Annotated in this window: 11 protein-coding genes; 1 reads left to right on the forward strand and 10 read right to left on the reverse strand. The window is 44.4% G+C overall.

What is annotated here, in order from left to right; all coding sequences use genetic code 11:
• Window positions 1–394: 394 nt before the first annotated feature.
• The 10 genes from ligA to rfbC all read right to left on the reverse strand — a co-directional run bounded on the left by ligA (window position 395) and on the right by rfbC (window position 12,327).
• Complete coding sequence (gene ligA, locus WG8_RS22730; protein ID WP_007432616.1) at window positions 395–2,410, reverse strand: NAD-dependent DNA ligase LigA; 2,016 nt, start codon at window positions 2,408–2,410, stop codon at window positions 395–397.
• Between the two features lie 88 nt (window positions 2,411–2,498).
• On the reverse strand, window positions 2,499–4,823 hold the full coding sequence (gene pcrA, locus WG8_RS22735) for a DNA helicase PcrA (protein ID WP_007432617.1): 2,325 nt from the start codon (window positions 4,821–4,823) through the stop codon (window positions 2,499–2,501).
• 42 nt (window positions 4,824–4,865) lie between these two features.
• Window positions 4,866–5,576, reverse strand: coding sequence for a heptaprenylglyceryl phosphate synthase (locus WG8_RS22740; protein WP_043891341.1), 711 nt, complete (start codon window positions 5,574–5,576; stop codon window positions 4,866–4,868).
• Between the two features lie 256 nt (window positions 5,577–5,832).
• The gene (locus tag WG8_RS22745) at window positions 5,833–7,233 is read right to left on the reverse strand and encodes an undecaprenyl-phosphate glucose phosphotransferase (protein ID WP_007432619.1); all 1,401 of its coding nucleotides are present in this window, start codon (window positions 7,231–7,233) and stop codon (window positions 5,833–5,835) included.
• Entirely contained in the window at window positions 7,230–8,138 is a 909-nt protein-coding gene (locus tag WG8_RS22750) for a glycosyltransferase family 2 protein (RefSeq protein ID WP_043891358.1), read from the reverse strand. Before WG8_RS22750 ends, WG8_RS22745 begins: the two co-directional genes overlap by 4 nt.
• Window positions 8,139–8,409: 271 nt before the next feature.
• Complete coding sequence (locus WG8_RS29625; RefSeq protein ID WP_219727884.1) at window positions 8,410–8,502, reverse strand: putative holin-like toxin; 93 nt, start codon at window positions 8,500–8,502, stop codon at window positions 8,410–8,412.
• Window positions 8,503–8,687: 185 nt separating this feature from the next.
• On the reverse strand, window positions 8,688–9,674 hold the full coding sequence (locus WG8_RS22755; RefSeq protein WP_007432622.1) for a glycosyltransferase family 2 protein: 987 nt from the start codon (window positions 9,672–9,674) through the stop codon (window positions 8,688–8,690).
• 98 nt (window positions 9,675–9,772) lie between these two features.
• Window positions 9,773–10,648 carry a dTDP-4-dehydrorhamnose reductase gene (gene rfbD / locus WG8_RS22760; protein WP_007432623.1) on the reverse strand — a complete coding sequence of 292 codons (876 nt, stop codon included), beginning with the start codon at window positions 10,646–10,648 and terminating at the stop codon, window positions 9,773–9,775.
• A gap of 1 nt (window position 10,649) precedes the next feature.
• The gene (rfbB, locus tag WG8_RS22765) at window positions 10,650–11,669 is read right to left on the reverse strand and encodes a dTDP-glucose 4,6-dehydratase (protein WP_007432624.1); all 1,020 of its coding nucleotides are present in this window, start codon (window positions 11,667–11,669) and stop codon (window positions 10,650–10,652) included.
• A 112-nt stretch (window positions 11,670–11,781) separates the two neighbouring features.
• A complete protein-coding gene (gene rfbC, locus WG8_RS22770; RefSeq protein WP_007432625.1) occupies window positions 11,782–12,327 on the reverse strand; it encodes a dTDP-4-dehydrorhamnose 3,5-epimerase in 546 nt (181 codons plus the stop codon).
• Window positions 12,328–12,410: 83 nt separating this feature from the next.
• On the opposite strand from rfbC, the gene WG8_RS22775 reads away from it, so the two are divergent.
• Window positions 12,411–14,285: a hypothetical protein gene (locus WG8_RS22775; protein ID WP_043891342.1), complete on the forward strand. Its 1,875-nt coding sequence runs from the start codon at window positions 12,411–12,413 to the stop codon at window positions 14,283–14,285.
• Window positions 14,286–14,289 lie beyond the last annotated feature (4 nt).

Here is a 14,289-nt window from a genome sequence, read left to right on the forward strand (position 1 = left end):
TAAAGACCAACCGAGGTTGGTTATAGAAAGAGCGATTAGCTCATTTTTAATGCTAGCGATTCTCCTTTAATATTAAAGAAGAAATCTTTATTTACATCATCCATTTGTTCAGTTTTCAAAGAACTTGTCTGTTCTCGTCTGTTCAACGAGCCAGGAATTAGATCATATCATGTCGGTCGCTTTCTTGTCAAATCTTTTTTTGATTTTCTTTCAGCAACCTCTACTTTGAGAAAAGTTACTCTCAAAGCAACGTCTAATAATGTAACATGCCTAAATCTATTTAGCAAGCATTTTTTGAAAACTTTTTATATAGCTTCTATACCTACCTCTGAACAGTCAGTAACAAAACAACCATCCCGTTCTGAAACGGAATGGCTGCGCTCACTGCAAACTACTATTCTTGCTCCAGCAATCTGATGAATTCGTCCTCATCTTGTATGGTTTCGATTCCGAGCTGTTGGGCTTTGGCCAGTTTACTCCCGGCCTTTTCACCAGCTATGACTAAATCCGTCTTTTTCGATACGGATCCAGTCACCTTGGCTCCCAGTGCCTCCAGCCTGGAAGCAGCATCATCACGCGTAAGCTGATGCAAGGTACCTGTGAGCACGACCGTTTTGCCACTGAAGAAGCTGTCTGTCTTCTTCTGCTGTGGAGCTTCAGGAGCTTGGGCCCTCACTCCTAGCGACAGCATCTTTTCAATCCCAGCCTGAGTAAATGGATCGGCAAAGAACGCAACGATGCTTTCGGCTACAATTCCGCCCACATCCGGTAGTTCTACCAGTTCTTCCACGGTAGCGGACATGACCTTATGCAAATCGCGGTAATGTTCAGCCAGCATGCGTGTTGTCGCTTTACCGGTATTCGGTATACCCAGAGCGTAAAGGAAGGAAGCCAAATCTCTTTCTTTACTCTTCTCAAGTGCTGTCAGGAGGTTATTGGCTTTTTTCTCACCAAACCGCTCCAGCTTCACTAGATCATCATATTGGAGTCTATACAAATCCGCAGGCTCGCTTACTTCCAGTTCGTCATGCAGTTGGATCGCTGTTTTGTCGCTGAATGTTTCAATATCCATGGCATCACGTGATGCGAAATGGGAAATACGGGCCACAATCTGTGGTTTACACCCCAGCTTATTGTCGCAGAACAAGTGGGCCCCTCGCTGCTGCAATGGAAATCCGCAGGCCGGACAATGATCGGGCACGACAATTTCCTCCCCATCATTTTCAGATGTCACCTTTCCCAATATCTCGGGAATGACATCATTGGAGCGGCGAATAAATACACGCGTCCCCAAAGCGAACTTCAGATTTTTACGCTCGATATCGCCAGCATTGTTCAGTGTACAATTTTGTACAGTGACTCCTGCCAGCTCTACCGGCTCCACCCTTGCCAGTGGCGTGATCTTACCCGTTCGACCTACATTCCACTCGACCGAGTTAAGCACCGTGGTGGTTTCCTCTGCTTCGAACTTATATGCCACCGCCCAACGCGGAAATTTATCGGTATACCCAAGAACCTCGCGTGTACGCATATCTGTAATTTTCAATACAGCCCCGTCAATAAGATAATCCAACCCGGAGCGAGACTCTTCAATCTCAGCCAGTTGCTCCATAGCATCATCAAAATTATCAAAGTAAGTCAGATATGGGTTCACTTTAAAATGATTGTCACGCAGGAAGGTCATCATCTCCTGGTGGCTATCAAACTGAATACGGTCCGCAAATCCCACATTGTAGAAAAACGCATTTAGTCGCCGTTCCGCTGTCACTTTAGGATTTAAATTACGCAAAGCACCAGCTGCGGCATTACGTGCGTTTTTAAGAGGGTCCACAGCGGTCTCATTATATTTCGCCAGCACGGACAGATTCATAATGCCTTCTCCCTGCACTTCAATGGTACCATCCTGGAAAGGAATCGTAAGCGGTACGGATTTGATTGTCTTCACCTGTGCCAATATCCCTTCACCCACGACGCCATTGCCACGAGTAGAAGCCTGTACCAACTTTCCATCCGTATAAGTCAGGTTCAGCGTTAGTCCATCAAATTTAAGCTCTATCGCATAGCTTGGAGAAGGCAAAGGCTGCTCCGGGTTCTTGGTATTGTAATCATTGACCAGCTTCACGACACGCGCGTTCCATGCACGCAGCTGCTCCATATTCTGTGCTTTATCCAGGCTCCATAATGGGGACAGATGACGATGTGGCGTGAAGCCCTTTAGCAACTCCCCACCCACGCGCTGCGTTGGCGAATCTGGCAACACCAGTCCGCTCGTCTGTTCAAGCGCTACCAGTTCGTCATAAAGCACATCATATTCTTTGTCGCTGACCATGGGCTCATCCAGTGTGTAATAATGATAGTTATATGTGTTCAGCTCAGCAACAAGCTGCTCCATCCTGTGCATTGGGTTCATGCAGTCGTATCCCTCCGGGAACTCCATCAGGGCAGAAGCCTAGGCCACTCTGCCGCTGTGAGGCTCGAGATTTATTGATGTGTAAGATTTATTCTACTTTTGTGATAGGCGCAAAGCCAGCCAGCAGACGTTTGACCCCGACCGGAGCCGGGAAGGCGATCTGAAGCTCCATATCATTGCCCGTACCTTTGACAGCCACAATGGTCCCCACTCCCCACTTGCCATGCTGTACCTTGTCTCCAGCAGCAAAAATAGAAGGGCCCCCTGCCGAAGCTGCCGGGGAAGGCTTGGCCGATGAAGATGTCGTTACGGTTACACGTGACGATGCGGAGGCCGTCGATCCACTACGACTCATCGAATCAAAGGAACGCTCTCCTCCAAAGTTACTGCCACTGCTTTTACCCAGTCCACGCCCGCCATAAGAGCCACCTACATTGCCTGAACGACGGTAGCGGTCCTGTTTGATGATCGTATCCTCTTTTAATTCATCCGGAATCTCTTCCAGAAAGCGCGACGGCGGATTGGCTGTTGTACGGCCAAACAAAGTACGCATTTGTGCGCATGTAAGGAACAGCTGCTCCTCTGCACGGGTAATACCGACATATGCCAATCTGCGCTCTTCCTCAAGCTCTTCATTATCCAAGAAGGCCCTGCTGTGAGGGAATACTCCTTCCTCCATGCCGACAATAAATACAATTGGAAACTCCAAACCTTTTGCGCTGTGCATGGTCATCAATACAACAGCATCACTTTGCTCGTCTTCATCGTCATTCATGGAATCTATGTCTGCAATAAGAGCAAGATCGGTCAGGAAGGAGACCAGCGATTTGTCCTCTGCTCCTTTCTCAAACTCCATGGTTACCGACAGAAACTCATCAATATTTTCCAGACGCGCGCGTGATTCGAGGGTATTCTCGTTTTGCAGCTCCAGTCGATACTGGGTGGTTTCCAGCATTTTTTCTGTTAGCTCCGTAACCGACAGATAGTCCACCATCCGATTTAAGCCTTCGATCATATCGTAAAATTCCACAAGCGCATTGCGCGTACGTCCGGCAAAGCCCAAATCGTCTACTACTTGTAGCACGCGGAAGATCGAAACTCCACGCTCCGCTGCGGCTCCCTGCAACTTACCAACGGTCGTGTCTCCGATGCTGCGTTTGGGCACGTTAATGATTCGCATCAGGCTGATATCGTCGTCAGGATTGGAAAGCAGGCGCAGATAGGCCAGCAGATCCTTAATCTCTTTACGATCATAGAACTTGATCCCGCCAACGATCTGATACGGTATGTCCGATTTGATCAAAATTTCCTCGACGACCCGAGACTGGGCATTGGTACGATACAAAATGGCATGATGGCTATAGGTTTTACCTGCATTAATGTTCTTATTAATTTCAGAGGCAATAAAGTAGCCCTCATCATGCTCCGAGTCAGCACGGTAAACCTTAATTTTGGCTCCGCCTTCCTTGTCTGTCCATAGCTTTTTCGGCTTGCGTCCTGTATTTTGCGCAATCACTTCGTTCGCTGCATTCAGTATGTTAGAGGTTGACCGATAGTTCTGCTCCAGCAAAATGGTACGTGCTTCCGGGTAGTCCTCTTCAAAGTTCAAAATGTTGCTGATATCCGCGCCCCGCCATCTGTAGATGGATTGGTCACTGTCACCTACTACGCAAATCCGGTGATGCTTATCGGCCAGCATTTTGCACAGCATGTACTGCGCACGGTTGGTATCCTGATATTCATCGACATGAATGTACTGAAATTTCTTTTGGTAGAAATCCAGCACCTCAGGCACTTCTTTAAAGAGCTGAATCGTCGCCATGATCAAATCATCAAAATCAAGAGAGTTGTTATTTTTGAGCCGTTGTTGGTACTTGGTATATACCTTCGCCACAATTCCCTCAAAATAATCGCCAATCTTGCGCTCATACATTTCAGGAGTGACCAGTTCATTTTTAGCCGTGCTCATCATAGATTGAACCGCTTTGGGTTCAAATTTTTTGGTATCTATATTCATATCCTTCATGCAGCTCCGAATGACAGACAATTGATCCGTGGAATCCAAAATGCTGAAATTGGAGGTAAATCCGATCCGCTCGATATCCCGACGTAAAATACGTACACACATCGAGTGGAACGTGGATACCCACACGTCTCTCCCCTGCGGGCCAATCAGCTTGGATACGCGATCCTGCATCTCACGCGCGGCCTTGTTCGTAAAGGTAATCGCCAAAATACCCCATGGAGCCGTCTTGCGGGTCGCGATGAGGTAAGCTATTCGGTGCGTGAGCACCCGTGTCTTGCCACTGCCTGCGCCAGCCATAATCAGCAGTGGACCATCCACTACCTCTACGGCCTGACGCTGAGGAGGATTGAGGCGGGCTACAGCCTCGTGTATATCTATTGATTGCATGCGTGCATGCTCCTTTCTCCGAGCTTCCATAAAATAAACGTTCTATACTTTCAATTTCACAGCCACCGTCTCCAGCGCTTTCGCCAAGTCGTGGTAAATGATATTTCCTACTACAATGGTGTCACAAACGGCAGCCGCTTGTAACGCGGTAGATTTATCCACGATACCTCCTCCGTATAGGACACGAGAGCGCTCTGTGCTGCGATGTATTTTTTGTACCAGTTCCATATCCCCGAAGGTACCGCTATATTCCACATATACAATCGGCAGATGCATGAGCTTGTCAGCAATCTGCGCATAGGAGGCAGCTGATGAAGCACTCAGCGAAGTCTCCGCCCCGGTAAGCTTGGCGACCGTAGAATCTCCGTTCAAAACAATATATCCCTCTGCCACAAGCAAATCCCAAGGAATCATATAACCAAACTGCTCAATCGCACGCTGGTGCTGCCCTACGATCCAATTACTATCCATGGTATTCAGCACCATGGGAATCATATACAGATCAAACCCCGGCACGACAGCCTCCAGATCGGACACCTCTAGCACACACGGCACCTCATAACGCCGGACCCGCGATAGTAAATCCACCGTATTTTCATAGGTAATGCCTGATGAACCTCCTATCATAATGGCGTCCGTACCAGACATACACACAGCGTCCAGCGCCTCATCGTCCAGTTCCTTGTCAGGATCAAGCTTAAATACATGTTTCCAAGATTGAATTGAATCTGCCAACACACATTCCTCCAGCATCCTATGCTTTTGTCATGATCCGTACAATCCGAATTCGATATCCAAAAGCGTTCTATGCTAAGTCTATGACAGTGCTTAAATGGTGTCAATGTTCGTATTCAATGGGAACACTCAGCTTCCCTGACTGACGCAAGCTTTCCACTAGAGCACCATCCGTCTGCGCGGTGGCACAAGCTGTGGCACAATAGGTAACTTTTAAGTTCAGCTTATATAGACACAAAAACACCCTCCGGCTGAACCGAAGGGCGACTCTGAATTAATATGCGTTTTTGAAACCGTTGCGAATCGTGCGGAAAATAATTTTAATATCGAATAAGAGCGACCAATTCTCAATATAGAAAATGTCATGCTTAATCCGTTCCTCAATGGACGTATCTCCACGCAACCCGTTGCTCTGTGCCCAGCCTGTAATTCCGGGACGAACATGATGCTTCACCATGTATTTGGGAATTTCCTCACGGAACTGATCCACATAATACGGTCTTTCCGGGCGGGGGCCAACGACACTCATATCTCCCAGCAGCACGTTGAAGAACTGTGGCAGCTCATCGAGACTCGTTTTACGGATAAAGGAACCGAAACGCGTGCGCCGCGGGTCATTAGCAGTCGTCCATCCTGTGTCTTCAGTCCCAGGCGGCAGCACCTTCATGGAGCGAAATTTGTACATTCGGAAGGTACGACGATTCAAGCCTACCCGCTCCTGCTTAAAAATGATGGGACCTCGCGATGTAACCATCACACCAATCGCCACGGCCAGCATGATCGGAGCGGTCAGAATAATCGCGAATAAAGAGAATAAAATATCGAACAGACGCTTAAATAACCGGTTTCCCGCTACATCTAGCGGAATATCTCGTACATTGATCATCGGCATGCCTGCGAAGTTATCAAAATACGGCCGAGCTGGTAAATAGTCGAAAAAGTCGGGAATAATAAGTGTGCGTACCCCAGCCTTTTCACACATGTTGATAATTCTAGGATACTTATCGTGAGCATCCAGCGGTAGAGCTAGAATAACCTCATCAATCATCAGGCGCGACAGCGTCGCCTCCAATTGATCTAATCCTCCGAGAATTGGGCGGAAATGGGCTTCTTCCTCTTCGCTCCAGTGGCGGTTATCATCCAGAAATCCCACTACTTCATATCCCAAATCAGGATACTGTCCAAGATTATGATAAAACCGTTGGCCCAAAGAGCCCGCCCCGAGAATGAGCATGAATTGCTTATTGTACCCTTTTTGCCGGAGAGCTTTAAGAATTCGCTTCAAAAAATATCGGTAAAACAAAATCAGCAGCACATTCCCAACCATATAGATCGCTAGGTAGGAACGCGAAATATCGATTTGCTTGACGAAAAACATGACACTCAGCAATACAAACAAACCAACAATATGAATCTGGGTGACACGAAATACGTCGTCTGCAAATCGCTTTTTGCGCTTGGGTGAATAGAGCGAGAATAGCATTCCCAGTACCACGGCAATCAGACCGTAAATTAAGCTCCAGCCCCCGTATACTTGAATAGGAAGCGGCTCTGTATAGGTAATCCATTCACTTTCAAATTTAAAGAACCAAGCGATCAGGAAAGATAACTGAATGACCGCGAAATCCGCCACAATATACAATTGGGTTAAAAATCGTTGATTTCTGCGTATCATGCTTTCACCTCGGTACGAGATTGTTCGCCGCTGTCCGGTTTGACCGGTGCAGACAGTTTGTTTTTCAAAAAGGCCATTCCAAATTTCACCGCAATCCCCGCGTAGACAGCCATGTTGGTGATCCAGCTGTACTGCTGTTTATAATGCTTGCGGTGAAACACCCACATAGCTCTATGAAACTCATAAATAATTTTCAAAGGACGACGGCGAGCGCTGCCCCCTTTGATATGAACAATATATGTGCGCGGGTAGTAGTAAATGCCCCATCCTGCTTGTTTAATTCGATAACACCAGTCAATATCCTCACCATACATAAAAAAGGTTTCGTCCAGGCCGCCGACCTGCTCAATCGTCTCCCGACGGACCAGCATAAAAGCTCCAACCAGCACATCCACGGGATACTCATCATCCGGGCTTAGATGTCCAAGCTGATATTGGTTATACTTCGGATTATCGGGGTAACGCTTCGACCAGCCAAAAGCATAGTAAAAGGACGCAGACGGCGTTGGAAATCCACGCTTGCATGCCTTATCCAGCGAACCATCCGGCAAGATGACCTTGCAGCCCGATGCTCCCATTTCGGGATGCGTATCCATAAACTGAATCATTGTATCCAGCGTATCCGGCTGCACCAGTGTATCGGAATTCAACAGCAATATGTAACGTCCGCTGGCCACTTCCATTCCCTGATTGTTTGCCTTGGCAAAACCTGTATTATCTTCATTCGCTATCAGCCTAATTTCCGGGTATTCAGCACGAATAGCCTCAACAGACCCGTCACTGGAATGATTGTCGATGACAATCACTTCATATCGATATTGCGTCTTGGACGCATACACCGACTGCAAACAATCCAGCGTCAATCGACACGTGTTATAGTTGACGACCAGTATGCTTACATCCATCATTCAAAACGCTCCTGACAAATTCAGTAATCTATTCTACTATCGACTATTATAGCATACCCCACAGACTACGGGGCGCAAAAAAGCACATAACTTGTAACTCACACAGCATGCAGGATTTTGCAAAATTCTTGAGGTCTAAAAATCATCGTGGTAAGATATACATGGAAAAAGGGCCGGTGCCAGCCAGCCCCTGCGCAACCAACGCTCCCAAGAGCGGACGGTTTTGGAACAATCAGGCCGAAAATAGACCCTTCCTTGCGGGGGCGGTCTATTTTCGTTTGTTAAACTCTAACAGTGTGACGATTAACGCCCCGAACGTCAGCATTAAACTGAGCGCCTCAAACACTGTCACAGGCTTCACCCCCCTCCTCGGGAGAGTTAGCCGACCGCCCTTGCCAGCCTATATCGGTTGCACCTCTCAATTATACTATATTTTTCCATAAAGGAACATGCATTCGATGGATTTTTATCTAGTATTCATTTGTACCTTTGATTATTTGACGCTTGTATCTGGAAAAAAGTTTCAATGTTTTTTTCTTCACACCTCTATAATTTCCCCAACAGGAAAACCAGCTTATAAATCCAGTTGTCTAACCTTGACTGTCTGTAAAAGGGAGACTGCCAAATGTATTTCAGCCGAGGAAATAATCCCTTTTGGTAGCTGTTCAGAAATAGTTCAATATCTTTATGCATCTGAGAAGGCAGGTCTTGTCCATAGAGTTGAATAAATTGCTGCGCTTGTTTGCTTAAAATATAGCGGTTTTTCCCTTTTACAAATCTGTCTAGCCTTTTCCTCCACTTGCTAACCCAGCCGTCCGTAGAGCCTCCCAACACATTATTTTGATGCTGCCGATACCAAATGGAAGGTCTAGGGTCAAATACAACCTCACCAAAAGAGGATGTGCATAAATAAATCCACCAGTCATGCATAATAATGTTTTTCAAAGAAGCTGGCATTCTCTTTTTCACGAGCTGAAGTGTTTCTTTATTGATCACCATGGTACAGCCTACACAGACATTTTCAATGAGAGCATTATAAAAGGATAAAGATCGGGCTAGATCTGCTGGCCATACCTTGAGAGGTTCCAAAGTTTGAGAGACCATTTGTGTAGCAGAACAATACATTAGCGGCCGATTTCCCTCCTTTTTTTTGAGTTGGGCTACAGCTCGAGCAAGCTTGTCTGGCATCCACACATCATCTTGATCGCAAAAGGCGTAAAATTCGAAATTCTCGGAAGATTTTTGTATCAGATCAAAAAAGCTCGCAATAACCCCTACATTGCTCTCGGGGGATAAAATAATCTGTTGAGGATAACGCTGCTTCAGCGCATTCAGCTTGGCAACCGTGTCATCTGTTGAGCCATCATCACGAACTAGAATCTGAATATTTACGTCTTTCTGATTGATCAGGCTTTCTACTTGCTCATCTAAATAAGCTGCTCCATTATATGTAGATAACAAAATTTGTACACTGGGCCTTTTCAGAATAATGCCCTCCTTATAGCTCCATATATGACGAACTGTCTTATACATTATAATACTCATTGAGCTTGATCGACATATGTCTCTACATAATAAAATCTCCCAATCATTAAAATGATGGGAGATCGCTGCAGATATACACTCTACCTCTACCTACTGGAACTTTCCAGATACTCTTTTAAAAAATCCCGTAATCCTTCACGCCAATTGCGCAAATCATTCAGTCCATTGGTTCGAATCGCAATATGCTCCATGACGGAATTACGTGGACGTGCTGCGGGCCTAGGGAATTGTTCCGTACTACATGGGTCCAGTTTCGCTGTTATCTTGGCACCTAATAGTTCTGCCGCATCCTGAAAAATAGCTTGCGTAAACTCATACCAGGTGCAAGAACCGCTATTGGATGCATGGTATACGCCGTACTTCTCGGTTTGAACCAATTCTGCCAAAAAGCGAGCCAAATCCACCGTATAGGTGGGTGAGCCTTTCTGGTCGTTCACAACCTGAAGGTGCGGCTTTTCCTGTCCAAGCTTCAGCATTGTTTTTACAAAATTGTTCCCGTGCAATCCGTATACCCAAGAAGTACGAACAATAAAATATCTGGAGGAAAGTGTTTGGGCCAGTATCTCTCCGGCCCGCTTGGACTTTCCGTAAATACTCTGCGGATTCGTATTGTCATACTCATGATATGGCTGCTCCGCTGTTCCATCGAACACGTAATCCGTGCTGATATACACCAGCTTGGCTCCTACTTTTTCCGCAGCCAACGCCATATTGCGTGTTCCCGACGCATTGACCTGATAAGCCCCATCTATATCAGACTCGGCCGCATCCACAGCCGTATACGCTGCACAGTGAATTACGGCATCAGGTTGATATTGCCCTACAATCTTCACAGTCTGCTGCAAATCCGTGATATCCAATTGTTCCCGATCGTAACCAAGGACATCATGCCCTTGCTCCTGAAAAACCTTTACTACGTCTTTGCCAAGTTGACCGGATGCTCCAGTAACCAGTACCTTCATCTTACGCATCCCCCAAGCGGGAACCATACTGCTTAGCATAATATTGCTGATACTCGCCGGATTGAATGCGAGTCCACCATTCTTTGTTGTCCAAGTACCAACGGATTGTTTCTTTAATGCCAGTTTCAAAAGAGTGCTTTGGCTTCCAGCCCAGCTCATTCATGGTCTTTGTTGGATCAATGCCATAACGGCGGTCATGACCTGGGCGATCCTGTACATACGAAATCAGAGAATCTGGCTTGCCCAGCTCCTCCAATACCGTTTTGACGATATGCACATTTGTCCGCTCATTATTTCCACCGATATTGTATACCTCACCCAGTTTACCCTGATGAATGACCAGATCAATTGCGCTGCAATGATCCTCTACATACAACCAATCACGGATGTTCAGGCCATCCCCGTATACAGGTAGCTGCTGATCACTCAACGCACGCGAGATCATCAGTGGAATCAGCTTTTCCGGAAACTGGTACGGGCCATAGTTATTGGAACAACGCGTGATATTCACAGGTAGACCAAAGGTTTCATGATATGCACGAACCAGCAGGTCGCCACCTGCCTTGGAAGCAGAGTAAGGACTATTAGGCTGCAGCGGAGTTTCCTCTGTAAACAAACCTGTTTCACCTAGAGATCCGTACACCTCATCTGTCGATACCTGTACAAACTTGGTCACATTATATTTCTTGGCTGCGTCCAACAGTACCTGTGTACCAAATACGTTTGTTTTCACAAACACTTCCGGCTCCAAAATACTCCGATCCACATGCGACTCTGCCGCAAAATTCACCACCACATCAATTCCCTGCTGCATCAACTGGTCAATCGCTTGCGCGTCAGTAATATCTGCTTTCACGAAGGTATGATTGGGATGATTTTCGATGGATTTCAAGTTTTCCAGATTACCTGCATAGGTAAGCGCATCGATATTCACAATTTCGTATTCTGGATGCTGTTTCAACATATACAATACAAAGTTACTGCCAATAAATCCGGCACCGCCGGTGACAAGAAGTTTCATACAGACCTCCTAAAACTCTCACTAATACATACAGAATATGCCTCAAAGCCAACAAAGAACAAGGAAATGCCGCCTATTTTATAAATTGTGCCTAGCTTTACTTGTCAGTAATCTATTCGAAATTAATATCTGCTTCAGCCAGCGTCGGTTGCTTCTGATCCTTTTCCGAAAGGATCACATGGGAAGTGGGCCAATCAATCCCAAGTGCCGGATCATTCCAGAGTATACCACGATCATTCTCAGGTGAGTAATACTCATCTACCTTATAAAACACCTGGGTATTAGGCACAAGCGTACAGAACCCATGGGCAAATCCTTTAGGTACCAGTAGCTGACGTCTATTATGTTCACTTAAGATCACTCCAACCCATTGACCGAATGTTGGAGAACTTTTGCGAATATCCAAAATAACATCGTAGATAGCTCCAGAAAGCACACGAATGAGTTTGGTCTGCGCTTTAGGATTAAGCTGGTAATGCAACCCTCGAATCACGCCAGCTTCTGCAGACAAGGACTGATTATCCTGAATAAAAGCATGGTTAATCCCGTTTTGTTTCATGATTTGATCATTGTAGCTTTCCATAAAAAAGCCACGGTGATCGCCATGAACTACGGGTTCAATAATTTTTGCACCTGAGAGTACTTCCTGTATTATCATTCATGAATCCTCCAACATCTTGAGTATATACTTTCATTTACGATTACTATAAAATTAATAAGCACACTACTTTGGGAGGGAATATGCTTTTGAATTTATCGCGAGTTAATAAAAATTTTGTTTGGTCTTATTTAATATTGATGTGGCTACTTATCCCTGCTCTAATACTGCTTAAAGTCAATTCGTATTATATTTCTATATTATTTAGTCTAAATATTGCGCAGTCGTTCGTCATAGGTGCTACATACATTTTACACATTAGTGGTATCTTAACATATGCCAAGAAAGAAATAATGGTGCAATATCTAGCTTTTGGCGGTTATCTTGTAGGAATTATATTCATTTACGCTTTCCTTCAAAGGGAACATTTCATTTATTATTGGGACTTCTCAGCCTATTGGAATACATCCATACAATTTAATAACCTTTTAAGTACAGATTTTATAGCAGCCTTTAAACAAATCTATGCAAGTATTTTAAGAGACGATTATTCCGTTTTCCCAACAGTCTTTCTAGCCTTACCTTTAAAATTTTTAGGTACAAGCTACATGAGCTATGTGTTGGCGATCTACACTTGCTTCTTGTATCCTTCGTGCCTGATTCTCTTTTTATTGTGCATCAAGATTGCTGACCAAATACAGTTAAAAACTAAATTGAACGTTTTTGTCATTTTTATACTTACATTTACTTTTCCAATTATGATAGCACCTATGCTAGGTGGATATCTGGATTCTATAGGACTTGTTTTCATTGGTTTGTCCCTGGTTATATTATTTAATCATGATTTTGAACGTTTAAATTTAAAGGCCGTTTTGCTATTAGCTGGTTGCCTGGTTCTACTAACATTCACAAGAAGATGGTATGGCTTTTGGATTGTATCTTTTTTTGGTTCAATCAGTATTGCTTTTCTATTCAAATGGATTCTCGAAAAGGATTTCCGCTTCAAGCAGCTTTGGCAGGTTATACTGAATTTTTTCATTATAGGAGCTTCAAGTGCACTATTTTTGATCATATTCTTCAATGAATTTATCCGAAGAGCCCTGGCTAATAACTTTAAAAACGCCTATTCGGCTTATTATTTTGGTGACGTCATCAGTAACCTGCAGAATTTATTTCATCATTATGGAGCCTTCATTTTCTTTATTGCGATTATCGGTTTCATAGGTATGTTATTCATTAGTAAAGCCAGATATTTTTCAATCTTTTTAGTTGCGAATCTATTCATTACGTACTTTCTTTTTACAAGGATCCAAAGCTTGGCTTCTCAGCATTATTATCTTCTTACAGTAAATATTTTAATTCTATTTGTTTGTGGCGTCATTCTTATACTAAACTATTTGTCCAAGTTAAAGTATGCAAAAAGTGTCTTCTTAGTTATTCTGACTTATTTAGTACTTTGTAATTTCTTGGTTACTTTCACCAATGTAAATGCACGACCTGTTACCTATTTCTCATCCCTATTCAGTGATTTCAAGCAAACACCTAGAATTAGAACGGATATCCCCGTCCTGAAACAATTGACGAGTTATCTGAAAGAAGTTTCATCAGAACAGCACAAAGTATATGTGCTATCAAGCTCAGGTATTCTTAATGATGATATTCTCAGACAGATTGAAATGCCTGAAAATAGCAACGCGCTTCCATTTATGAACCTGACGCACCATGTTGATTTAAGAGATGGTTTCCCGGTTGCATTCTTTGATTCCGAATATGTTGTTGTCGCTACGCCTACCCAATACCATTTAGGTGAAAGTGGCCAAAAAGTGATAGGTTTACTTGTAGAAGAAGTCATGAACGGATCTCTTAAAAATAATTATAAACCTTTAAACAGCTACACTCTTGATAATAACGTAAAAGCCATAGTGTTGAAAAAAACATCCGAGATTTCAAAAGAAAAAGTTGAGCTTATACGCTCTCAATTTAAGAAGATATACCCTGATAATCCCGATCTTTTCTAATTCA

Source organism: Paenibacillus sp. Aloe-11, assembly GCF_000245715.1.
Lineage (GTDB): Bacteria > Bacillota > Bacilli > Paenibacillales > Paenibacillaceae > Paenibacillus > Paenibacillus kribbensis.